We start from the raw sequence: 22,043 nt of genomic DNA, 5'->3' as shown, positions 1-22,043 counted from the left end.
GTCGTCGCGAGTCCTTCTGAACCTAGCCAACGATCGGGCGCTCCTCGGGTCGTTCGAATCTGCGGGCCTTCTCCCGCAGCGCGAGAGCCGATCCCAGCGTAATCGGACCGAGGCGGCCGAGCAGCATCAACCCGACCAGAAACAATTGCGCCGCGCCGGGAAGATCCGGCGTGATCCCCGTCGACAGTCCGACGGTGGCGAACGCCGACACCGTCTCGATCAGCACCGTATCGAGGGTGTAGTCGGTGAGGTACATCAGCGCGAGCGTGGCGGCGACGACCGCGCCGACGCCGAGGAGCGCGACGGTGATCGCCTGCCGCTGGACGTCCGGCCCGATCCGCCGCCTCATCGCATGTACGCTCGGCTCACCCCGGATCTCGCTCAAGATCACGTAGCCGAGGATCGCGAAGGTGGTGACCTTGATGCCGCCCGCGGTACCCGCACTGCCGCCGCCGATGAACATCAGGACGTCGGTCACCAGCAGCGAGCTCGACTTCATCGAGCCGACGTCGACGCTGTTGAATCCGGCCGTGCGCGGCGAGACTCCGGAGAACATGCCGGCGAGCAGCTTGTCGGAGAGTCCCAGATGGCCCAGCGTGGCCGGATTGGTCCACTCCGTGGCGGTCAGCGCCACCACGCCGACCACGGCCAGCGCCGCGTAGGTGACCAGTGTCATCCGGGTGTGCAACGACAGCCGCAGCCGGGCGGCGCGGCCCACACCCCGCAGCCTCAGTCCGGCGCGGCGCATCTCGCGCGCCAGCTCGAAGAGCACGGGGAAACCGAGTCCGCCGAGAATCAGCGCCGCCGAAACGGGCACGATGATCCACGGATCGCCGACGAAGCCGACGAGGTTGTCGCTGAAGAGGGCGAACCCGGCGTTGTTGAACGCCGAGACCGCATGGAAGACGCCGAGGTAGGCGGCACGCCCCGTCGACTCGCCGTAGCCGGTCGCGAACCGGACCGCGAGAATCGCCGCGACCACGGCCTCGATCACCACCGTGGTGCCGATCACCCCGAGAATCACCCGCCGGCCGTCGCCGAACACCGTGGACTTCGATTCCCGCTGCGCCGCCATCTGTGTCTGCAGCCGCACCCTCCGTGCGATGAGCAGACCGAAGATCGTCGCCAGCGACATCACCCCGAGTCCGCCCACCTGAATCAACACCAGGATGACCACCTGGCCGAAGCCCGACCAGTGCTCGGCGGTGTCGACGACCGAGAGCCCGGTGACACAGGTCGCCGACGTCGCGGTGAACAACGCCGCCACCAGGCCCGTGCCCCGTCCGTCGGCCGACGACGTCGGAAGCGTCAGCAGCACGGTTCCGGCGACGATGACGAGAACGAAGCCGATCAGGATCAGACGTGCAGGTCGTAGTGCAGGTCGTAGCGCCGGGCGTCGCCGGCCCGCGGCGGGCAGCATTTTCAGAAGACTACCCCGCACAGGCCGGAGACCCTTGACGAACCGACTCGCCTGCGTAGGATTGTCGACAATCAACAGACCGCGATCGAGAGAGACGGTCGATGTCATGAGCACACCGCACGCGAGCACCTGCGCACTCACCGCATTGGAGCTGACCGAGGCCTATCGCGCCGGCACCCTCTCGCCGGTGGAGGCGACCGAAGAAGCTCTTGCTGCGATCACCCGCCTCGACCCCGCGCTGAACGCCTTCTGCCTGGTGGATCCCGAGGGAGCCCGTGCCGCGGCGCGCGCCGCCGAGCAACGCTACCGGCACGGCGATCCGCTCGGCCCGCTCGACGGCGTACCCGTGACGATCAAGGACATCTTCCTCACCGCGGACCACCCGACACTCCGCTGCTCGCGACTGCTGGCGGACGGGCAGGCGGCCGCCCCTCCGACCGACGACGCCCCCGCCGTGGCCGCGACGCGCGATGCCGGCTGCGTGGTCCTCGGTAAGACCACCACACCCGAGTTCGCGTGGAAAGCGGTGACCGATTCTCCGCTCACCGGGATCACGCGGAACCCCTACGACCCGGCACTGACTCCCGGTGGATCCAGCGGCGGGTCGGCGGCCGCCGTCGCCGCCGGACTCGGCCCGCTGTCGGTCGGCACCGACGGCGGTGGGTCGGTCCGGATCCCCGCCTCCTTCACTGGAACGGTCGCGCTGAAACCCACCTACGGCGTGGTGCCGATGTACCCGTCCAGCCCGTTCGGGACCCTCGCGCACGCCGGTCCGATGACCCGAACTGTCACGGACGCCGCCGCGTACATGGATGCGCTGGTCCGGCCGGACTACCGCGACTGGTCCGCGGTGCCGGCACGGGCGACGGCCCCCGAGCCCGGGGGATTTCTCGCGGCCGTGCTCGAGGGCACCCGCGTCGACCGCCCGCTTTCCGGCCTGCGGATCGCGTACAGCCGCGACCTCGGCTTCGGCACCAACCATCGAGACGTCGAGCGAGAGGTGAGCGCCGCGGCACGGACGCTCGAGAGCCTCGGCGCGCGGGTCGAGGAAGTGACGCTGGAACTCGCCGACCCGGCCGATGCCTTCCACGTCCTCTGGTTCGCCGGAGCAGCGGCCGTTCTGAAGCCGTTCGGCGACGATGTGTCCGACCGGATCGACCCCTCCCTTCGCGCGGCCCTGCACCGGCATTCGGAGTTCACCGCGCAGCACTACCTCGACGCGGTGGCGGTGCGGATGGCACTCGGGGTCCAACTCGGCGCACTGCACCGCGACTACCACCTGCTGCTGACTCCCACCACTCCGATCCCGGCGTTCCCGGCCGGGAGCGACGTTCCTCCGGGATGGTCCGACGACGACTGGACCTCGTGGACGCCGTACACCTACCTTTTCAACATGACTCAGCAACCCGCGCTGTCGGTGCCCTGCGGCGTCACCGACAGCGGCCTTCCGGTCGGCGCTCAGCTCATCGGACCGCGCTTCGCCGATCTGCTGGTGATGCGGGCGGGAGCCGCGTTGCAGGCGGCAGTCGCCGACCGCGTACCGCGACCGCGGATCCACGCGTGCTCCGAAGAAGCGTGAAGACGGAAAGCGTGATGACGAGAAGCGACCGTCCGCCGAGTTCGCTGGAGCCCGTCGTCCAGGAATCGACGCCCGCGATCATCGCCCGCGCCCTGCGCCGGGCGATCTCCGCCGGAGAGTTCCCTCCCGGCGCCCAACTCGGCGAGGCCACGCTTGCGAAGCAACTCGGAGTCAGCCGGGGACCGTTGCGCGAGGCGATGCAGCGGCTCACCCAGGAGGGACTCCTGATCTCGCGCCGCAATCGGGGCCTGTTCGTTCCCGAACTGACCGCCGACGCCGTCGCCGACATGTACCTGCTGCGTACGACGATCGAACGCGCCGCGGTGGAGCGGATCCTCGCGGCCGGAACGGGGCCGTCATGCGCCGACCGTCTCGACGCCGTGGTCGCGCGGATGTCGGCGGCTGCGACGAGACGCGACTCCCCTGCGATGATGGCCGCCGATCTGGAGTTCCACCGCGCTCTCGTGGAGTCCGCCGAGAGCGACCGGCTCTCGCGGGTGCACGAGACGGTGATCGTCGAGACGAGCATGTGTCTTCGGGCCATGGCGCCGACATACGCTCCGGGCTCGGACCGGGTGTCGGAGCACCGCGAGATCGCCGACGCCGTTCGCGCCGGCGACCGGACTCGTGCGGTCGCCGTCCTGGAAGCGCACATGCGCGACGGGCTGGCCCGGTTGACCGGCGGCACAGCCGAACCGGCCGCCGGCCACCTGCCGTAGCGGGCCTAGGTCGCGTTCCGCACCGGCATCGCCACGTACTTGGTCTCCAAGAACTCGTCGATGCCGGAGAATCCGCCCTCCCGGCCGAGACCCGATTGCTTCACGCCGCCGAACGGTGCCGCGGGATTCGAGACCAGCCCGGTGTTGAATCCCACCATCCCGGTCTCCAGTCGCTCGGCGATGGAGAAGCCGCGATCCGCGGACTCGGTCATCACATAGGAGACGAGACCGAACTCCGTGTTGTTCGCGAGTTCGACGGCCTCGTCGTCGGAGTCGAACGGCACCAACGCGGCCACCGGCCCGAAGATCTCCGTGCGCACCATCTCGGCGTCGGACGCGACGCCGGTCAGGACCGTCGGCGGGTAGAACCATCCGCGACCCTCGGGCCGCTCGCCGCCGCACAGTACCTCCGCACCGCGGGAGACGGCGTCGCGCACCAGATCGTCGACCTTGTCGACGGCGGCGCGGTTCACCAACGGACCCACATCGGTGCCGTCGACCGCCCCGTCTCCGACCGTCAGCTCCGACATCCGGGTAGTCAGCCGCCCGGCGAAGTCTCCGATCACCGAACGGTGCACCAGGATCCGGTTGGCGGCCGTGCACGCCTCGCCCATGTTCCGCATCTTGGCCGCGAGGACCGCCTCGATCGCGACGTCGAGATCGGCGTCCTCGCAGACGATGAACGGGGCATTGCCGCCCAGTTCCATCGACGTCCGCAGCACTCCGCGGGCGCATTGTTCGAGCAGCGACTTGCCGACGCCGGTGGAGCCGGTGAACGACAGCTTGCGCGCCTTGCCCGAATCGATCCACGGCTCGACGACCGAGCCGGCCGACGAGGTGCAGACCACCGACAGGACTCCGTCGGGCAGCCCCGCCTCGCGCAGCAGATCGGTGACGTACAGGGAGGTCAGCGGGGTGAGGCTGGCCGGCTTGTAGACCATCGTGCAACCGGCGGCGATGGCCGGCCCGATCTTCCTCGCGACCATCGCGAGCGGAAAGTTCCACGGCGTGATCAGGATGCACGGCCCCACCGGTTCCTGGGTGACGATGATCCGCGACTTGCCGTCGGGACTGCGCCGCGCATCGCCGCGGATCCGCACGGCCTCCTCGGCGAACCAGCGGAAGAATTCGGCGCCGTACGCCACCTCGCCGCGGGACTCGGCCAGCGGTTTGCCCATCTCCGCGGTCATCACCGCCGCGACCTCGTCGGCCCGTTCGGTGAGGAGTTCGTACGCTCTCCGCAGGATCTCCGACCGCTCGCGCGCGGGGGTCGCCGCCCACTCGCGCTGGTGTGCCGCCGCCGAGTCGATCGCCGCGACCGCATCGCTCTCGCCACCGTCGGCGAGCGTCGCCAGCACCTCTCCGGTGGCCGGGTTCTCGACGTCGAACGTGCTGCCGGAAGACGCCTGGCGCCAGCGTCCGTCGATGTGGATGCCGGTGCCTAGACCGGCGATGATGTCGGCGACGGAACGGGTCATGACATACCTCCTGTGATGGTTGAGCTATCGGGGTCCTCCCCCGCCGGCCGCGGGGTCGGCGGAGTGCGATTCGAGTGGGTCCGGGTCGAGCAGTTCCAGCAGATGCCGTCCTCGCCGGTCGGCGCCCGTGGCTCCGCCGGCGGCCGGATCGGTGACGGCGAGGCGACGGATCGCGGTGGCGCACGAGAAGCCGTCGGTGAGCACCGGAGTGTCGGGATGACGCCGCAGTGCGGGCGCCAGCGCTTGCTCAGCCACCGCGTCCGACACCTCCTCATGACCGGCGGTGAAACCGAAATCGCCTGCCACACCGCAACACCCGGCCGCTTCGACGATGCTGCCGACGCCGAGTGCGGTGAGCGTCGCACGCTGGACCCGGTTTCCGAAGGTCGCGTATTCGTGGCAGTGAGTCTGAAGCACCACCGCCTCGGGTGGTCCGTCCGGCCACTGTGGCGCACGCCCTTGCTCGGCGAGGCGCCCCAGGTGCACCGCCACCGATCGTACGCGCGCCGCCACGCGGCGTGCCCGCTCCGCATCGGCCGCACCCACCGTCTCCTCCGAGAGCAGTCGCGGCAGATCCTCGCGCAGCGCCGCGGCGCAGCTCGGCTCCACGACGACGATCGGCGCCTCCGGGTCGAGGGCGTCGAGATGCCGAGCCGTGCGCCGCAATGTCCTGCGGGCGGCGTCGAGCCGACCGGTGGTGATCTGAGTGAGCCCGCAGCAGTGGTGCTCGCTGCAGGCGACCGCGGAGTGGACGCCGCCGAGCACCCGGACAGCCGCACCGGCCACCTCCGGACGCAGCCCCCGGGTGAACGAGTCGAGGAACAGCACCACCTCGGCCGGTCCGGGCGCGCCGACACTGTCCGGAGCGCGTCCGAGTTCGGCGCGCAGCCGCGCTGCGGACGCGAACTGCGGCAGCACCCGGCCCTGCGCCAGACCGCCCAGCCGCGCACCGGCGCGGCCGGCCCGCGAGGCCAGCAGCCGGTTCAGCGGTCCGGCGGCGTACGGGGTGAACCGCAGCCACGTGGGCAGCAGACCGAGCGTGTAGTGCGCCCGCGGCCGCAGCCGTCGGGCATATCTGCGGTGCAGCGCCTCGGACTTCATCGCCGCCATGTCCACACCCGTCGGGCAGTCGGACGAGCACGCCTTGCACGCCAGACACAACTCCAACGATTCGGCGACCATCGGTGAGTCCCAGTCCGCGGCGGCACCGCCCCGGACCAGTTCCTGCAGCACCCTCGCGCGGCCGCGCGTGGAGTCCTTCTCGTCGCCGGTGGCCCGGTAGGACGGACACATCACTCCGCCCGAGTGGGTCCGGCACCGTCCGATGCCGATGCACGACTGGGCGGGATGCGGGTCGACGTCGGCCAGCGCGAGGTCGGCGTCGATCGGCCGGGTGGCCCGGAGTCCGCCCGGCGCGAGCAGGCCCCGAGGGTCCCAGATCGACGCGAAGCGGTCGAAGACCGTCAGCATCTCGTCGGAGTACATGATCGGCAGCAGCTCCGACCGCGCGCGTCCGTCGCCGTGCTCCCCGGAGAGCGAGCCCTCGTAGCGCACCACGAGGTGCGCGGCATCGGTGCAGAACTCGCGGAACACGGTGCGCCCCTGCGAGGTCCGCAGATCGAAGTCGATTCGGATGTGCATGCATCCGGCGCCGAAGTGGCCGTACATGACGCCGGTGAGACCGTGCCGGCCGAGCAGGTCGCGGAAGTCGGCGAGGTAGTCGGCCAGCAGGTCCGGCCGCACGGCGGCGTCCTCCCAGCCGGGCCAGGTGGAGATGGTCTCGCCCGTCGCGGGATCGGTGAGCCGCGAGCTGAGTCCGGCGCCGTCCTCGCGTACGCGCCACAGGTCGGCGCGCTCCGCGGGATCGTGCACCTGGCGGACGTCGACCGTGTGTCCGGCGGTCCGCAGCTCGTGCACCAGTTCATCGGCCGCGTCGGCACCGCGGTCGGTCTCGATGAACAGCCATGCGTGCCCGGAGGGCAGATCGGCCACCGCGTCGGCGCCGCGCCGGCGGCGCATCGTCTCCACGATCACCTCGTCGACCCCTTCGACGGCGGTGGGTTCGTGACGCAGCAGCAACGGCACGTCGCGCGCCGCGTCGACGATGTCGGCGTATCCGGCCACGATCAGCGAGGTGGTCGCCGGCCGCGGCACCAGCGCGACCGTGACCGAGGTGATGACGCCGCACGTTCCCTCGCTGCCGACCAGCGCACGGGCGACGTCGAAGCCCCCCTCGGGAAGCAGATGCCTGAGGTGATAGCCGGACACCTGCCGCGGAATGCGTCCCAGCTCGGTCCTGATGGCGGCGAGGTGGTCGGCGGCCAGCGCGCGCAACTCCGACTCGAGGTGTTCGGCGCGCGCCGCGGCCTGGGTGTCGGCGGGATCGGTGGCCCTGATTCCGTTGCGAGTGGCGGTGACCCGCAGTCCGTCGGCGGTGACCAGGGCGAGTTCGACGACGTGATCGGCGGTGCGGCCGTAGCGCACCGAGTGGTTGCCGCAGGCGTCGTTGCCGACAGCCCCGCCGAGGCAGGCACGGGTCTGGCTCGACGGGTCCGGGGCGAAGGTCAGGCGATCGCCGGTGGACGCGTGCACCGCTGCCCGCAGCGCGGTGAGCACCACCCCGGCCTGTGCCGTGGCCGTACCCGCTTCCTCGTCCACGCGGAGCACCCGGTTCATGTGGCGCGAGAGATCGATGACCAGTCCGTCACCGATCGAGTTGCCCGACATCGAGGTGCCGCCTCCGCGGGCGGTCACCGGCACTCCGAGACGGTGACAGACGGTGAGCGCCGCGGACACCTCTCCCTCCGACCGGGGGAAGAGCACCGCCGCGGGCACCACGCGGTAGTTGGAGGCGTCGTAGGAGTACTCGGCGATACGCCGCGGAGAGGACTCCGGGGCCAGTCCTTCCGCGCGGAGTGCATCGATCAGCGCGGCGGGGACTGTCATGAGATCAGCCTCCCACTACACGCTCCACGGCGCGAATGAATCTCTCCGTGCCGGTGGCGACCTCGTCTGCGGTGACGGTCAGCGGCGGGATGATCCGGACGATGGCCCCGATGGGTCCGCAGGTGAGGGTCAGCAGGTCCTCGTCGATGCACGCCCGCTGCACGGCGCCCGCCAGCCGCACCGCCTCGGCCGAGTCCGGGCTCCCCGCATTGGCCGTCGGATCGCCGAATTCGACGGCCAGCATCAGTCCGGTTCCGCGGATGTCGCAGATCTCATCGACGCCGTCGAGCCCTGCGCGCAGGCCGTCGAGCAATTGCGCGCCGCGTACGCGCGCATTCTCCACCAGCCCTTCCCGTTCGATCACCTCGAGCGTGGCCACGCCGGCGGCGGCGGCGACCGCGTTGCCGCCGTAGGTCCCGCCCTGCGACCCCGGCCAGGCCTTCGCCATGATCGCCTTGGGCGCCGCGATCGCCGAGATCGGAAACCCCGAGGCGATGCCCTTGGCGGTGATGATGACGTCGGGCACCAGCCCGTCGGTGTGCTGATGCCCCCAGAATCGTCCGGTGCGACCGACGCCCGCCTGCACCTCGTCGAGCACCAGCAGCGCGCCGTGCCGTCGGGTCCGCTCGCGCAGGCCGGCGAGGTATACGGGCGGGACCGCGAGGTATCCGCCGTCGCCGAGGACGGGTTCGATCAGAACCGCGGCCAGTTCGTCGGGATGAATCCGAGTGCCGAGGAGGTAGTCGAACTCCTTGAGCGCGTAGTCGATGGCCTCGTCCTCCGACAGTCCCAGCCGCAGGGCGTCGGGGAACGGGGTGGTCGCGACACCGGCCATCAGCGGTCCGAACCCGGCCGAGAACTTGGTGCCCGCCGAGGTGAGCGAGGCGGCGGCCACGGTGCGGCCGTGGAATCCGCGCTGCACCGTGACGATGTACTGACGCCGCGTCGCCATCCGCGCCAGCCGGACCGCGGCCTCGACCGCCTCCGACCCGGAGTTGGCGTAGAAAACCGAGTCGATCCCGTCCGGCAGATGTTCGCCGAGCTTCTCGGTGAGCCGCAACAGCGGTTGGTGCATCACCGTCGTGTACTGCGCGTGGATGATCTTGGCGCACTGCTCCTGCGCGGCGGCCACCACGTCGGGATGACAGTGACCGGTGCTGGTGACACCGATCCCCGTGGTGAAGTCGAGATAGCGGCGGCCGTCCGTGCCGTGTATCCACGATCCGGACGCGTGGTCGACGACGACCGGAGTCGCCTGCTTCAGAACCGGAGACAGGGACGCGCTGCTCATGTGGTCAGTGTGTCCCTCCGCACATCGACTGTCAACGGTAGGATTGTCAACAATCTGGCGACCGTTACGGTGGAACCATGTCCGACCGCAGACCCATCGTCGTCCTGCTCACCGCCGACGGAGTCGAGCCGCCTGCCGACCTCGACGCGATGGCCCGGATCGCCGAGATCCGCACCGCGACGGACGGCACCCTCGCCGACGCGCTACCCGGCGCCGACGTCCTGCTGGTCTGGGACATCTTCTCCGACGCCCTGTCGCGCGCCTGGCACGCGGCGGACGCGCTGCGATGGGTGCACGTGGCCGCGGCCGGCGTGGACGCGATCCTGTTCGACGGACTTCGGTCGTCGTCCGTACGGGTGACCAATGCGCGCGGCGTCTTCGACGAGCCGATCGCCGAATATGTGCTGGCCTGCATTCTGGCGCACGACAAGCTCCTCCATGAGACCGAGGAGTTCAGGCGCGAGGGGCGGTGGGTGCACCGGGAGACCCGGCGCGTCGCCGGCCGCCGTGCGCTGGTGGTCGGAACCGGGGGCATCGGGCGAGCCACGGCCCGGCTGCTGCGGCGAGGGGGGCTGCAGGTGCGCGGTGCCGGCCGACGGCCCCGCGAGGACGATCCCGACTTCGGCGTGGTCGTCGACTCGGCCGACCTCGCCGCCCACCTCACCGACGTGGACCATCTGGTGATGGTCGCGCCCCTGACGGAGACGACTCGGGGGATGCTCGGCGCCGGGCAGTTGGCGGCGCTGCCCGACGGCGCGCACGTCGTCAACGTCGGGCGAGGCGCCCTGGTGGATCAGTCCGCGCTCACCGCTGAGATCGCGGCCGGACGGCTCTCGGCGCATCTCGACGTTTTCGACACCGAGCCGCTTCCCGCCGGTGACCCGCTGTGGACGCTGCCCGGCGCACACATCAGCCCGCACATGTCGGGCGACGTGATCGGCTGGCGCGGCACGCTCTCCGACCAGTTCCTCGGCATGCTGACCGACTATGCCGCAGGGCGCGATCCCGGGCCCGCCGTCGACAAGGAACGCGGTTACGTTCCCGGCCGCTGACCGCCCGGAGCCCGGAGTCCCACTTCCACCGCGGCCTCGGCCATCGCGTCGATGAACGCCTGCAGCGACGATCGATCCGAGTCCCTGGTGCGGTACGCGATCGACAGGTTGCGCTCGAATCTCCCGGCCAGCGGCGTCAGCTCCGCGCCCGGCGGCGGTGTCATCCCACCGAGGTCGGACACCAGCGTCACACCTTGACCGGCGGCGACGAGCGCCAGCGCGGTCGACTGCTCGCCGACGACGTGCCGCACATCCGGTTCGAATCCGGCCTCTCGGCATGCCAGGCGCACCGCGCGCCCGAAGTGCGAACGCGAGTCGGAGAGGATCCATGCGTCGGCAGCCAGTCCCGCGAGATCGATCGGGTCGGGACCGGCGGCACCCGCGGGCGCCGCGACGTACATCCGCTCCACCGCGATCGTCTGCCGTTCCAGGGTGCGGATCCGCGGCATCGCGTAGTTCGAGTAGTCGATGACGAACGAGAGGTCGAGCGAACCGTCGCGCACCGCATCGGAACCCGCCTCGGGCGCCAGTTCCACCGACCGCACCGAGACTCCCGGCGCTCGCCGTTCGAGAATCGCCAGTCCGGTCGGCAGGAGCCCCGTCGCCACCGACGCCCACACGCCGGCGCGGAGCGTGGCGGACGAGGCACCGCGCAGTGATTCGATCGCGTTGCCCGCGCTCTCGACCGCGTCGAGGATCGACTCGGAGTGATCGGCGAGCACCATGCCGGCCTCGGTGAGTGAGATGCGGCGTCCGTGCCGTTCGAACAACGGAGTCTCCGCCTCCCGCTCCAGGAGCGAAAGCTGTTGGGACACTGCGGACGCCGAATAGTGGAGGGCGTCGGCCACCGCGGTGACCGTGCCGCGGTACCGAAGCTCCCGAAGCAGTTTCAGGCGGTGCAGCGAGACCTCCATGCATCGAGCCTAATCGGTAAAGCTGAACGGTCGTCTTCACAAATTCCACATGGACCCGGGCGCATCCGGAATCCGATGATGAGGACGACGGCGGATGTACGCACCCGCGAGATCGACCGTGAGGAGGGACCGGCCATGACGCTCACCCCGACCGACCCGGCTGCCGCAGGCGGTCTGCCCCCGACCGAGGGCGTTCTGCGCGAGACCGTCCTGCCCGCGCCCGGCTCCGGCGGGCGTCGACCGCCGTATCTGCGCATCGAATGGGTCGACGACGAGACCGGCGCCGTGGGCTACCTCGTGATCGACACTCTGGTGCACGGGATGGCGACCGGCGGAACTCGCATGCGCGCGGGTTGCACCGTCGACGAGGTGGCCGATCTGGCACGCGGAATGTCGAACAAGACGGCGGCCTTCGACCTGCCCGTCGGCGGCGCGAAGGGCGGCATCGATTTCGATCCCAAGGATCCGCGGGCCGTCGATGTGCTCACCCGCTACTGCGAGGCGATGCGCCCCTTCCTTGACGGCCATTGGGTCACCGCCGAGGATCTCGGAGTGTCGCAGGAGCGGATCGACACCGTCTTCGCCCGTCTCGGAATGCGGCAGTCGTATCACGCGGCGATCGAGCGGTCGCCGGACCCGCGCGCGACCGCCGACCGCGTCTTCGCCGGTCTCAACGCCTACGCGCCCGGAGGACGCCTCGGCGACGTGATCGGTGGCTACGGCGTCGCGCAGGCCGCTCTGGCCGCGGCCGGGGTTCGCGGCTGGGCGGTGCCGGAGACGACGATCGCGGTCCAGGGCGCCGGGACGATGGGCGGCGGCGCCGCGTTCTATCTGCACGAAGCCGGTGCGCGCGTGGTGGCCTTGGCCGATGCCGCGGGGACGCTCTATGACCCGGACGGGCTCGACGTCCCCGGGCTGCTCGACGCACGGGATGAGTACGGCGAGATCGATCGGACCGCGGTGCCGTCGCGGGTGATGCGCCTGCCTCGCGAGGCCGTTCTGGCGACCGCGTGCGACATCCTGGTCCCCGCGGCCGTGTCGTACGCGATCACCGGCACGGGCTGCGGCGACGTCGGAGCACGGATCGTGGTGGAAGCCGCGAACGCTCCGACCACCGCCGACGCCGAACTGGATCTCACCGCCCGCGGTATCGCCGTGATCCCCGACTTCATCGCCAACGCCGGCGCCGTCGCCTGGGCGTGGTGGCTGCTGCTCGGCCAGGTGGGCGAGGACTACCGCGACTCGTTCGACCGGTTGCGCACCCGGATGGATGCGAAGGTCTCGTCATTGCTGACCGGGTGGACACCGTCCGCCGGCCCCATCCGCTGGGCCGCCGACGTCTCCGCGCGCTCGCGCTCCGCGGAGCCGCTGGTGGTTCCGTAGCCCGACTCCGCGTAGGCGCGTCGGCGGGGTGACGCCCGACGCCGCGCGACCCGGCGGCGAGCGTAACGCACGCGTACGGTCGAGTGCATGGCTCACATCGCGATCATCGGCGGTCACGGAAAGATCGCCCTACTCCTGGCTCCCCTGCTCATCGCGCGTGGCGACGCGGTCACGTCGATCATCCGCAACGCGGACCATGCCGCAGACGTCGAGGCGACGGGCGCACGGGCACTGATCCTCGACATCGAGAACTCGACTGAGGGTCAGATCGCCGAGGCGTTGACGGGCACCGACGCCGTGGTCTTCAGCGCGGGCGCGGGCGGCGGCGACCCGGCACGCACGTACGCCGTCGACCGCGATGCGGCAATCGCCACGATGCACGCCGCGCAGTCCGCGGGTGTTCGGCGCTTCGTGATGGTCTCCTACCTCGGCGCCGGCCCCGATCACGGCGTGCCCGAGAGCGACTCGTTCTTCCCGTACGCCGAGGCCAAAGCCGCTGCTGACACGGCTCTGCGCTCGGCTGACCTCGACTGGACAATTCTGATGCCCGGCCGGCTGACGCTCGACGAACCGACCGGCGCGATCGACCCGGGCGCGACGCGCTCACCCGACAATCCCGGTACGTCGCGGGCGAACGTCGCACTGGTCGCCGCCGCGGTCCTCGCGACACCGTCGACGACAGGAAAGGACATCGCGTTCACCGACGGCGACGTACCCGTCGATCAAGCGGTGCGCTGACACCTACCGCCGATCAAGCGGACTTCCAGGTGGCGACCGCCCAGATGACGACCAGGTCGAGGGCGATGAGCAAGATGGACCACCAGGGGTAGTACGGCAGCCAGAGGAAATTGGCGATGATCGACAGCGATGCGATGACGATGGCCGCGACGCGCGCCCACACCGCACCGGTGAACATGCCGATCGCGATGATCATCGCGAGGACGCCCACCACGATGTGGATCCAGCCCCACGCGGTGGTGTCGAACTGGTAAACGTACTGCGGGCCGACGACGATCAGGTCGTCGTTGACGACCGCCGAAATACCCTGGAACAGACCGAGAAGACCGGCGACGAAGAGCAGGATCGCAGCGGCGAACGTGGCTCCGCCTGCGAGGCCCTGCCGTACCGGATGCGATTCGCGTTGATCGGGAACGGACATGAGAGAACTCCCATCGTGTTGATCGTCTACGCCCCCATCATCGCGCTCGGCCATCCCTCGCACAACACCCTTTGCGAGTGATTCCGACGGCACGGGAGAATCCGGCGTGCTCGGTCCCGGTCAGATCAGCCTCAGCTCCCGCGCCCGCGTTATCGCGTCACGACGGCCGCGCCCCGAGCTTCTGGTAGATCGCGCGCTGATGCGTCTTGACGGTATTCACCGAGATGAACAGCCGATCGGCGATCTCGGCGGTGGTCGTGGCACCGAGCAGATGCCGGAGGACATCCATCTCGCGGGCGCTCAGCCGCGGAACCAGCCGGCCCGCCTCGTCGACGAGCCCGCCGGTACGGACCGGAATCCGATTGAGAAGGTCGAGTGCGAAGCCGCTGTGCTCCGTGCCGCCGGCGACCCGGTCGGACAGCAGTTCGCGCAAGTGGACTCCTCGTTCGAGGAACGGCCGGCGAAGCCGATGACCGGCGGCGATGCCCAGGGCTCGGTCGAGGGCCCGCAGTCGCTGATCCCTGCTCGACCCTCCGCCGCTGTTCGCCGCGACGTCGAGGCACTCGGCCACCATTCCCCGGATCGAGTCCGCGTCGCCCGCGAAGCGGATGCCGACACGTCTGCGGTGGCGGTTCCGACTCAGCACCGCATGGGTGCCGATCGCTACGGTCACCAACGAGTCCGGAACGCCCGGGACCGACGCCGCGCGAAGTGCCTCGTCGGCGAACCGGAGCGCCTCGGCGACGGCTCGTCGCGCCATCATCAGCCGCGCCTGGAGGACCACCAGCACCACGGTCGCGTGGGGGCTGTGGACCGATGTGGACGCCGAATCGAGCCACGTCGCCGCATCGTCGAGGTCATCCCGGTCGAGCGCGATGCCCGCAAGCGCCAGATGTGCGGCCCCGGCCTGGACGGCGAGAGGACTGCCGAGCTCGTCGGCATCTGCGACCGCGCGGCGGGCGTGAGTTTCAGCCGGCGACAAGTCTCCGTCCTGCCACTCGAGAAGCGCGAGGTTCGCGCGGGCGTTGAGAACGGGAAGCAGAATCCGCGGGCCGCCCTCATACCGCAGCACGTCGGCGAGATCGGCTCGGCCCGCCACACGATCCCCCGACCAGAGCTCACAGGCTCCGAGGTTGCCGACCAGCGCCGTCCGAATCACGTCCCAGTCCGCCAGTCCGGAAGTCGCCAGCGCCTCTGGGTTCCGGTGCAGTCGATCGCAGCGTGCCCGCAACCCCGCCGGATCGTCGATCCACGGCCGCAATCCCAACTCGACCAATTCCAACAGGAACTCGTACCGGCGACGCCTGCGGCCCTCGAGGCGGCAGACGCGACCGTGCGCCGCCGCTGCCAACTCGTCCAGGTCGGCGGTCCGGCCCGTCATGGCCTCGGCCGTCGCCACCCCGATCGCCAACCCGGGATGAGTGAGAACCGCGTCCCGCGGAACTCGGCTCAACGTCGCCGACAGCCAGTCCGGCGGGCGCGCCATCGCCCACGCGATGATGTGGGTGCCGACGAGTTCGGAGGCCGCCTCCCACTCGTTCGCCTCGATCGCATGCTCCAGCGCCCGTCTGGGCATGCCTTGTTCACGAAACCAGTGCGCGGCCACCCGATGCGAAGTGGCCAGATCGCGCCGGTCGGTGATCCGGGAACGGAGCAGATCGAGCAGGAGCGGGTGCAGCCGGTACCAGCCGGGGGCGTTTGCGCTCTCGTGGACGAACATGTTGAGACCGGCGAGTTCGGCCAGCCGCTCACCGCTGTCTTCACCTCCGCCGAGAGCAGCGGCCAGTTCCGGACACACTTCGTCGGCGACGCAGACCCTGGTGAGGAAGTAGCGCCATTGCAGCGGTGCGCCGAGGAATACCTCTCGCATCAGATAGTCGGCGACGTATCCGTCCCGTCCGGAGAACTCGGTGGCGTACGCGTGCGGATCGGCCGCCGAAGCCAGACCGATGGCCGCGAGGCGCAGACCGGCGGCCCAGCCTCCGGTTCGCTCGACCAGCCGCTCCACGTCGTCCGGACCGACGGTCACCGACGCATCCGCCAGCAGCGCCGCCGCCTCGTGAACACCGAACCGGATCTCGTCGACGCGGACCTCGCTCAGCACCGATTCCACCCGCATGCGGTGCAGTGGCCACGGCGGATCGTGGCGCGTCACCGCGACGATGCGCACGCTGTCGGGCATCCGGTCCACCAGTTCCAGCAACTGCTCGTGCGCGCGGCCCGGTGACCGAGTGCAGGTCGTCGAGCACCAGCAGCAGGGGCCCGGAGTCGGCCAGGCACGACGCCAGCCGCGCGGGCACCTCCGCCGGCGAGCACGCGGAGAAGTCGATCATCGCGGCGAGCGCACGGGGATCACCGATGCCCATCTCGGCCACGGCGGTGACCACCGCCGACCAGAGCGCGGCCGGGTCGGCGCCGACACGGGCGAGATCGGCCCAGGCCGCCGGATGCCGGCGGTCGGTGAGCCATCCGGCGACCGCGGTCGTCTTGCCGTACCCGGCCGGGGCCCAGACCACGGTGACCGGCGTCGACCGGTACTCGTCGAGCAGTGCGTAGACGGTGCGGCGCGGCAACGCATTGCGGACGACGGGACGGTCGAACGGTCTCACCGCCTGCCCGTCCCTGAACCACGCCATTCGCCCATTGTTCTGCGGCAGAGCCGATTTCGAGGGCGATTTCACCCATTTACGGTAATTTCCGCGCCTACCGTCAGACGGAAGACTCGTCAGCGGTATCCGGCTCGGGGCTGGGGGATTCTCGACTACTCTGACGTTCCTGTCCACCGCGGGCGCGGCGCCGATCGCGTCCGGCCGGACGCGACGGCAGAACCGGAAGGGCTCGAGGATGTTTGATGCAAACGGCTTGGTGATCCTGGCAGTCGGCGCGCTGCTGTGTTTCTACGGGGTGCGGTCAGTGCATCTGGGCGTGATCGCCGCGGGATTCGGTCTGGGCTGGATCGTCAGCGGCCTGTTCAACGCCGGCGGTCTGACCATGTTCCTGTTCGGCCTGATCGGCGCGGTGTCGGCCTGGGTGGTCTGCTCGCTGATCTTCCGGTTCGCCGCGTACTTCGTGGGCGGCCTGACCGGAGCGGTGGGCGGCGCACGCCTCGCCGACCTGGTTCAGCCCGGCGACAATTCGTGGGCGGCCAGCGCGATCATCATCGTCGCCATCGCGGTCGCGGCCGCGTTCTGCGCCGACAAGTACCGCGCACGCGCACTGCTGTGGCTCACCTCCATCGGCGGCGCCAGCATGGTCCTGATCGGCGTCGGGCGCGCCTTCGAGCCGTTGAACTGGGTCGACAGTCCCGACTCGGCAGCGGCCAGCATCACCTCGAACGCGCTGTGGATCGCATTGTCGGTGGCGGGCTGGATCATCCAGCGGCGACTGTTCACCGACCGCCTGGGCATCAAACCCCGCCAGAGCGAGGCCGCGGCCTAGGCCGCGCCTTCGTCGTCTCCGGGTGCGGGGATCTCCTCCCTGCGGTAGTTCGGCAGTCGGCCGGCCGGAATGATCGCGGTCGCGCTCACGGCGGCCAGGAACAGCAGTCCGAATCGCAGGGTCCGCAGACGCGTGTCCTCGTTGACCTCCACCGCGGCGTCGATCTGTGCCGGGGTCGCGTCCGTCTGCTCCTCGAGAGCGGTCCGCAGATTGTCGTTGCTGACGAAGTTGACGTTATCGAGATTCACCTGTTCCACCAGCGAGTCGGGCAGTTCCGGGTGGCTCGCGACCGACGATGCGACCGTGAAGCCGAGGATGGTGACCAGCAGCGCGCCGGCCACCGCCGTGCCCACCGCCGAAGCCAGATTCTGTGTGGTGCCGCGGACCGATCCGACGTCACCGGCCAGACGCGTCGGAGCCGCGGTCACGAGCACGTTGAAGACGAGGGTGACGAGGGCGCCCTGCCCGATGCCGAACACGATGAGCCCGATGATCGTCGCCGCCGTCTCCCAGTTGTTGCTCACCACGAATGAGAGCCACAGCAGTGCCGCGGTGGTGAGGCCGAAGGAGAAGACGCCGATGGTGCGGGGACTGTAGCGCCGGTAGAACCTGATCACGAGGAGCGCGGTCACGAACACCGTCAGGTTGAACGGAATCATCGCGATCGCGGTGTCGAACGACGAACGGCCCTGAACGATCTGGATGTACAGCGGCACGGTGAAGTTCAGTGCGGCCTCCAGCGAGACGACGATGAACATGGCGTACACCGCGGCACGCTCACGCGAACTGCCGAGCACCGACAGATCGACCAGCGGAACCTTGCCCGCCTTCATCCGCGACCGGGTCCAGACGAAGAAGCCCTGGCCGACGATGAGACCGAGCACGATCATCAGTGGCGCCGGCGAGACTCCGCCGACGTCGAAGGGCGCACCGGCGTCGGCGAAGAACAGGCCCCACGAGTTGAGGTTGTTGAAGCCGAGCGTCAGCAGCACCACCGAGCCACCGATCAGCACCGCGCCGATCACGTCGATCTCGATACTCGGGTCACCCTTGTCCGAGCGGAGGGTGAAGCTGAGCGCGAAGACGATGACCGCCACAGCCAGGACGATGCCGAACACCGGCCGCCAGCCCACCGACGCACCCAGCGCACCGCCGATGAAGAAGGCGCTCATGCCGGAGACCGCACGAGCCGAGCCGAGCGATCCCACCGCCGTCGCCTGCTGGTCGCCGACGTAGTTCTCAGCGATCAATGCGACCAGCGACGGCACGATGATGGCCCGCGGATGCTCCGGCCAGGCCCTGTCCGGCGATCGCCCACCCGACCGACGGCGAGAAGATCATCATCAGCGACGAGCAGGCGAAGGTGACGACGACGATCCGGAAGATCATCACCCATCCGACGCGCTGACCGAGTTTGCCGCCGAGCATCACCAATGCGGCCACGGCCAGCCCGTACATGACGATGGTGGTGCCGACGGCGGTGGGCGTGGCGTCGAAGTCGTCGACCATCCCGCCGATCGAGACCGGCAGCGCCGCGACGTTGAACGACATCAGGACCTGCGCGAAGAACAGTCCGATGAGCGGCAGCCACGAGCGCCGCTCCTCGCTGACCGGGACGGCGGTGGTCGTCATACTGCATCCTTTCGGGCGGCTGGTGCCGAAGAGTGGTGGGCGGGAGCCGAGGCGAAGATGTTCAAGCCGAGTGCACGTGAGAGATACGCGGTCGCCAACTGGCCGCGAACGCTGTTCCCGGCCGAATCCAGGAGGGGCGAGAAGGTGCCGATCGCGCCCTTGCCCGGGGCGATCGCGACGATGCCGCCCGAGACCCCGGACTTGGCGGGCAGGCCGATCTCGAACAGCCATTCGCCGGAACGCTCGTACATGCCGGTCGACGCCAGCACCGCGAGGGTGTCGCGGCAGACCTGGTCGGAGACCACCCGTTCACCGGTCACCGGGTTGACTCCGCCGTCGGCGAGCGTCGCGCCCATCACCGCGAGGTCGCGCGCGCTGACGCGGAGCGAGCACTGGCGCGTGTAGGTGTCGACCGCGTCCGACGGATCGATGTCGATGCGTCCGTAGCTCTCGAGCAATTGTGCGATCGCCCTGTTGCGCTGGTTGGTTCGCATCTCCGAATGGTAGATCTCGCCGTCGAGTTCGAGTTGCCGTCCGGCGAACCGGGACAGCCCCGTCCGGATCACCTCCCACTGTTCGGCCGGCGTGGCTCCGGGGACCAGCGCCGTGGTGGCGATGGCGCCGGCGTTCACCATCGGATTCATCGGGTGACCGTTGTTGAGTTCGACGGCGATCACCGAGTTGAACGACAAGCCGGTGTTGTTCACGCCGACCCGATCCTTGATGACGCCGTGGCCCACGGCGTCGCAGACCATCGCATAGACGAAGGCCTTGGAGATCGACTGAATCGAGAACAGCGTCTCGCACGCGCCGGCGCCGTGGACCGATCCGTCGATCTCTCCGACCGCCAGCCCGAACAACTCCGGGTCGGCGGCCGCCAGCCCCGGGATGTAGTCGGCGACGTGCCCGTCGGCATTGGACGCGTAGCGCGCATGCGCCTGGACGGCCAGGGCCTCGACGCGGTCCCATCCCGGCATGGCGCCGGTCGAGACCTGCTGAGCCACATCGTTCACGGTTCTGTCCACCGGCGTTCCTCTCGTCGACGCGCACTTCGTCGTCCGGTCATCGCAGGTTCCGCACGTTCCGGGCCGCACACCGGCTTTCAGCGTCGACGAGAGTCTCGAACCTCTAAACTCTTAGCGCAATGGCTGCCAACTCCCACCGGCCGCGCGCCGAGCATCTCGGCCCCGAGCGTCGTCGGCCCCAGATCCTCGACGCCGCGCTGGACATCGCCGTCTCCGAAGGCGTTTCGGCCGTGACCGTGGCGTCGGTGGCCGAGCGGCTGCGCGTCACCCGGCCGGTGATCTACGCGTGCTTCGCCAACCGCGTCGACATGATCGCCGAACTGGTCCAGCGCGAGGAGGGCCGGCTGCGCGAATCGATGACGACCGTGCTCCGCAGGCGAGCCGTCGACGCCGACGCGACGGTCTTCATCGACGGTTTCCGCGCGTTGCTCAACACCGTCGCCGAACAGCCCAAGACCTGGCGGCTGGTGTACGGCTCCCCCGACTCCGAAGTCGCGGAGTTCTTCGGCCGGGGACGGGCCGACGCCGTGGCCCGCTGCACCGATCTGCTGCGGCCGACCCTGGCGGCGTGGGGGATGCCGGAGGCGGACATCGACAAGAAGCTGTACCCGCTGGTGGAGTTGTGGGTCTCCGCCAGCGAGGGCGCCGTTCGCTCCCTGCTCGCCGATTCTCGTTGGGCGCCGGACGAATTGGCCGAATTCCTGGGCGAGAGCGTGTACCGCGCACTGCGGACGGCCGTCTGACGCCGCTGCGCGAGCTCGGGCGGTCAGCGGCGCAACGGGGCCGTGGCGTCGAACGCCTCCACACGGCTCCCGCTGTGCCAGGCGTGCCAGCGCCGCCACCGTCTCATAGACCCGGCCTGCCACCACCGATCCACACCCGGCAGTACGCGGCGCGCCACTTCGATCACGGCGATGAAGGGCGCCCGTCCGATCAGCATCGCGACGCCGGGCAGCCCGCTCGGGAGCCGGTGGGCGCGCCGGTTCCAGGGCAGCATGAACAGCCGCGTGTAGCCGGCCTGCAGATGCAGGTGGAACAGGGCACGCAACCGGCCCGGGCCGCGCATTCCCGGATGCGGCGCGAACGCGGGGACGAACGACTCCACCAGTTCGGAACCGAGACCGCCGGAGTCGTGTTTGCGCGTGGCGTCGAAGTAGTAGAGCAGCCGGAGGCCGTCGGCATAGGTATCCGGATACATCTCGTCCACCCGGCAACCGACCAGGTGACCGAGATACCGATTGAAATGGAGGACGGCGCGGACCTCCGACGGACTGGTCAGGAAGCCGAGCGCGGTCAGCCCGAAAGCCGGACCCACGCTGCCGCCGAGGAGGGTCAGCATCATCTCGCTCTGGCTGATCGGCAGACCGTACCGTTCGGCGTCCCACTCCGGATGCGCAAAGACGCGCGCCCGCACCGACACGTGCATCACGCGGACTCGCAGCGAGATGGCGCGCGCCGTCGACCCGGGAGTGAGCACCGCCCCCGGACGGCAGACCTCCAGCCACCACCGACTCGTCTCGAGATATCGGTTCAGCGCACTCGATCCCGCGTATCCGCCGGCGAGTGAGAGCGGCACCGCGAGAGACGCCTCGGTGTAGGTGTCCATCGTGCCCGCATTCCCGACCGCTCCGAGGTTGTAGCCCCAGCGTCGCCACACCGCCGCGCCCTGCTCCACCAGGTCCGGATCCACCCAGTCCGGGACCGTCTCGAACTCGGCGAAGAGAGCCCGCATCGATTCGGGCGCGTCGGGAACGTTGTCGATCCCCACTCGCAGCGCCTCGTCGAGGAGTTCGCGCGCCGCCGCGCCGCCCATCTCACCGTGAAAGGTCTCGGCGACGAAGGCCTCCGCCGTCGGGTCGCCGGCGAGAAGTCCCGCAGCGAACGCCGAGCGCACGTCGTCGCCGGGAAACAGATCCACCCCCGTGATCCGCTCGATTCGATTCCGCAACCGCAGATGCGCGGGCGACACGACCAGTTCCATGCGGCAAGAGTAAGAGATGAACGCAC

At 69.8% G+C, this 22,043-nt stretch carries 19 protein-coding genes; 8 read left to right on the top strand and 11 right to left on the bottom strand.

Annotation, left to right across the window (positions count from 1 at the left end; genetic code table 11):
• Positions 1-22 precede the first annotated feature (22 nt).
• Positions 23-1,420 carry a TrkH family potassium uptake protein gene (locus ACE11G_RS02230; protein WP_375004080.1) on the bottom strand — a complete coding sequence of 466 codons (1,398 nt, stop codon included), beginning with the start codon at positions 1,418-1,420 and terminating at the stop codon, positions 23-25.
• 106 nt (positions 1,421-1,526) lie between these two features.
• Here ACE11G_RS02230 and ACE11G_RS02225 point away from each other — a divergent pair, with 106 nt between their 5' ends.
• Positions 1,527-2,999, top strand: a complete 1,473-nt coding sequence (locus ACE11G_RS02225; protein WP_375003533.1) for an amidase — start codon at positions 1,527-1,529, stop codon at positions 2,997-2,999.
• A 14-nt stretch (positions 3,000-3,013) separates the two neighbouring features.
• The gene (locus tag ACE11G_RS02220; protein WP_375003531.1) at positions 3,014-3,718 is read left to right on the top strand and encodes a GntR family transcriptional regulator; all 705 of its coding nucleotides are present in this window, start codon (positions 3,014-3,016) and stop codon (positions 3,716-3,718) included.
• A gap of 5 nt (positions 3,719-3,723) precedes the next feature.
• Here the strand turns inward: ACE11G_RS02220 and ACE11G_RS02215 are convergent, their stop codons facing one another.
• The 3 genes from ACE11G_RS02215 to ACE11G_RS02205 are packed head-to-tail and all read right to left on the bottom strand — an operon-like array spanning position 3,724 to position 9,433.
• Complete coding sequence (locus tag ACE11G_RS02215; RefSeq protein WP_222111079.1) at positions 3,724-5,196, bottom strand: NAD-dependent succinate-semialdehyde dehydrogenase; 1,473 nt, start codon at positions 5,194-5,196, stop codon at positions 3,724-3,726.
• A gap of 24 nt (positions 5,197-5,220) precedes the next feature.
• The gene (locus tag ACE11G_RS02210) at positions 5,221-8,142 is read right to left on the bottom strand and encodes an FAD-binding and (Fe-S)-binding domain-containing protein (RefSeq protein WP_375003529.1); all 2,922 of its coding nucleotides are present in this window, start codon (positions 8,140-8,142) and stop codon (positions 5,221-5,223) included.
• A 4-nt stretch (positions 8,143-8,146) separates the two neighbouring features.
• Positions 8,147-9,433 carry an aspartate aminotransferase family protein gene (locus ACE11G_RS02205; protein WP_222111081.1) on the bottom strand — a complete coding sequence of 429 codons (1,287 nt, stop codon included), beginning with the start codon at positions 9,431-9,433 and terminating at the stop codon, positions 8,147-8,149.
• Positions 9,434-9,510: 77 nt separating this feature from the next.
• Between ACE11G_RS02205 and ACE11G_RS02200 the strand changes: the two genes are divergently transcribed.
• Positions 9,511-10,485: a D-2-hydroxyacid dehydrogenase gene (locus ACE11G_RS02200; protein WP_222111082.1), complete on the top strand. Its 975-nt coding sequence runs from the start codon at positions 9,511-9,513 to the stop codon at positions 10,483-10,485.
• Here the strand turns inward: ACE11G_RS02200 and ACE11G_RS02195 are convergent.
• A complete protein-coding gene (locus ACE11G_RS02195) occupies positions 10,467-11,399 on the bottom strand; it encodes a LysR substrate-binding domain-containing protein (protein ID WP_062366518.1) in 933 nt (310 codons plus the stop codon). The two genes, ACE11G_RS02200 and ACE11G_RS02195, sit on opposite strands and share 19 nt — an antisense overlap.
• A 135-nt stretch (positions 11,400-11,534) precedes the next feature.
• Here ACE11G_RS02195 and ACE11G_RS02190 point away from each other — a divergent pair, with 135 nt between their 5' ends.
• Positions 11,535-12,782, top strand: coding sequence for a Glu/Leu/Phe/Val dehydrogenase dimerization domain-containing protein (locus tag ACE11G_RS02190; protein WP_375003526.1), 1,248 nt, complete (start codon positions 11,535-11,537; stop codon positions 12,780-12,782).
• Between the two features lie 87 nt (positions 12,783-12,869).
• Positions 12,870-13,520: an NAD(P)H-binding protein gene (locus ACE11G_RS02185; protein ID WP_006896100.1), complete on the top strand. Its 651-nt coding sequence runs from the start codon at positions 12,870-12,872 to the stop codon at positions 13,518-13,520.
• Positions 13,521-13,533: 13 nt separating this feature from the next.
• On the opposite strand, the gene ACE11G_RS02180 is transcribed toward ACE11G_RS02185, so the two are convergent.
• Positions 13,534-13,941, bottom strand: a complete 408-nt coding sequence (locus ACE11G_RS02180; protein WP_006896099.1) for a hypothetical protein — start codon at positions 13,939-13,941, stop codon at positions 13,534-13,536.
• Between the two features lie 157 nt (positions 13,942-14,098).
• On the bottom strand, positions 14,099-16,123 hold the full coding sequence (locus ACE11G_RS02175; RefSeq protein WP_375003523.1) for a LuxR C-terminal-related transcriptional regulator: 2,025 nt from the start codon (positions 16,121-16,123) through the stop codon (positions 14,099-14,101).
• A gap of 41 nt (positions 16,124-16,164) precedes the next feature.
• Between ACE11G_RS02175 and ACE11G_RS02170 the strand changes: the two genes are divergently transcribed.
• Together ACE11G_RS02170 and ACE11G_RS02165 are read left to right on the top strand one after the other, a co-directional pair.
• Complete coding sequence (locus ACE11G_RS02170) at positions 16,165-16,497, top strand: hypothetical protein (protein WP_039867294.1); 333 nt, start codon at positions 16,165-16,167, stop codon at positions 16,495-16,497.
• Between the two features lie 288 nt (positions 16,498-16,785).
• A complete protein-coding gene (locus ACE11G_RS02165; protein ID WP_375003521.1) occupies positions 16,786-17,379 on the top strand; it encodes a DUF4203 domain-containing protein in 594 nt (197 codons plus the stop codon).
• Here ACE11G_RS02165 and ACE11G_RS02160 read toward each other — a convergent pair.
• The 3 genes from ACE11G_RS02160 to glsA are packed head-to-tail and all read right to left on the bottom strand — an operon-like array spanning position 17,376 to position 20,036.
• A complete protein-coding gene (locus tag ACE11G_RS02160) occupies positions 17,376-18,647 on the bottom strand; it encodes an MFS transporter (protein WP_006896096.1) in 1,272 nt (423 codons plus the stop codon). The two genes, ACE11G_RS02165 and ACE11G_RS02160, sit on opposite strands and share 4 nt — an antisense overlap.
• Positions 18,619-19,011: an MFS transporter gene (locus ACE11G_RS02155; RefSeq protein ID WP_006896095.1), complete on the bottom strand. Its 393-nt coding sequence runs from the start codon at positions 19,009-19,011 to the stop codon at positions 18,619-18,621. The genes ACE11G_RS02160 and ACE11G_RS02155 overlap by 29 nt, the downstream gene beginning before the upstream one ends.
• Entirely contained in the window at positions 19,008-20,036 is a 1,029-nt protein-coding gene (gene glsA / locus ACE11G_RS02150) for a glutaminase A (protein ID WP_006896094.1), read from the bottom strand. The genes ACE11G_RS02155 and glsA overlap by 4 nt, the downstream gene beginning before the upstream one ends.
• Before the next feature lie 119 nt (positions 20,037-20,155).
• On the opposite strand from glsA, the gene ACE11G_RS02145 reads away from it, so the two are divergent.
• On the top strand, positions 20,156-20,779 hold the full coding sequence (locus tag ACE11G_RS02145) for a TetR/AcrR family transcriptional regulator (protein WP_006896093.1): 624 nt from the start codon (positions 20,156-20,158) through the stop codon (positions 20,777-20,779).
• A 23-nt stretch (positions 20,780-20,802) separates the two neighbouring features.
• Here ACE11G_RS02145 and ACE11G_RS02140 read toward each other — a convergent pair whose 3' ends face one another.
• Positions 20,803-22,017: an oxygenase MpaB family protein gene (locus tag ACE11G_RS02140; RefSeq protein ID WP_375003518.1), complete on the bottom strand. Its 1,215-nt coding sequence runs from the start codon at positions 22,015-22,017 to the stop codon at positions 20,803-20,805.
• Between the last annotated feature and the right edge of the window lie 26 nt (positions 22,018-22,043).

It is taken from the genome of Gordonia sp. PS3 (assembly GCF_041950545.1).
Lineage (GTDB): Bacteria > Actinomycetota > Actinomycetes > Mycobacteriales > Mycobacteriaceae > Gordonia > Gordonia sihwensis.
The sequence above is the reverse complement of the archived record's forward strand: the minus strand, read 5'-3'. Positions and strand labels throughout refer to the sequence as shown.

What these genes read in the sequence shown, in the direction of transcription:
- ACE11G_RS02230 (WP_375004080.1), bottom strand. Translation starts at nt 1,420, where the DNA reads ATGCTGCCCGCCGCGGGCCGGCGACGCCCGGCGCTACGACCTGCACTA.
- ACE11G_RS02225 (WP_375003533.1), top strand. Translation starts at nt 1,527, where the DNA reads ATGAGCACACCGCACGCGAGCACCTGCGCACTCACCGCATTGGAGCTG.
- ACE11G_RS02220 (WP_375003531.1), top strand. Translation starts at nt 3,014, where the DNA reads ATGACGAGAAGCGACCGTCCGCCGAGTTCGCTGGAGCCCGTCGTCCAG.
- ACE11G_RS02215 (WP_222111079.1), bottom strand. Translation starts at nt 5,196, where the DNA reads ATGACCCGTTCCGTCGCCGACATCATCGCCGGTCTAGGCACCGGCATC.
- ACE11G_RS02210 (WP_375003529.1), bottom strand. Translation starts at nt 8,142, where the DNA reads ATGACAGTCCCCGCCGCGCTGATCGATGCACTCCGCGCGGAAGGACTG.
- ACE11G_RS02205 (WP_222111081.1), bottom strand. Translation starts at nt 9,433, where the DNA reads ATGAGCAGCGCGTCCCTGTCTCCGGTTCTGAAGCAGGCGACTCCGGTC.
- ACE11G_RS02200 (WP_222111082.1), top strand. Translation starts at nt 9,511, where the DNA reads ATGTCCGACCGCAGACCCATCGTCGTCCTGCTCACCGCCGACGGAGTC.
- ACE11G_RS02195 (WP_062366518.1), bottom strand. Translation starts at nt 11,399, where the DNA reads ATGGAGGTCTCGCTGCACCGCCTGAAACTGCTTCGGGAGCTTCGGTAC.
- ACE11G_RS02190 (WP_375003526.1), top strand. Translation starts at nt 11,535, where the DNA reads ATGACGCTCACCCCGACCGACCCGGCTGCCGCAGGCGGTCTGCCCCCG.
- ACE11G_RS02185 (WP_006896100.1), top strand. Translation starts at nt 12,870, where the DNA reads ATGGCTCACATCGCGATCATCGGCGGTCACGGAAAGATCGCCCTACTC.
- ACE11G_RS02180 (WP_006896099.1), bottom strand. Translation starts at nt 13,941, where the DNA reads ATGTCCGTTCCCGATCAACGCGAATCGCATCCGGTACGGCAGGGCCTC.
- ACE11G_RS02175 (WP_375003523.1), bottom strand. Translation starts at nt 16,123, where the DNA reads ATGCCCGACAGCGTGCGCATCGTCGCGGTGACGCGCCACGATCCGCCG.
- ACE11G_RS02165 (WP_375003521.1), top strand. Translation starts at nt 16,786, where the DNA reads ATGTTTGATGCAAACGGCTTGGTGATCCTGGCAGTCGGCGCGCTGCTG.
- ACE11G_RS02155 (WP_006896095.1), bottom strand. Translation starts at nt 19,011, where the DNA reads ATGACGACCACCGCCGTCCCGGTCAGCGAGGAGCGGCGCTCGTGGCTG.
- ACE11G_RS02145 (WP_006896093.1), top strand. Translation starts at nt 20,156, where the DNA reads ATGGCTGCCAACTCCCACCGGCCGCGCGCCGAGCATCTCGGCCCCGAG.
- ACE11G_RS02140 (WP_375003518.1), bottom strand. Translation starts at nt 22,017, where the DNA reads ATGGAACTGGTCGTGTCGCCCGCGCATCTGCGGTTGCGGAATCGAATC.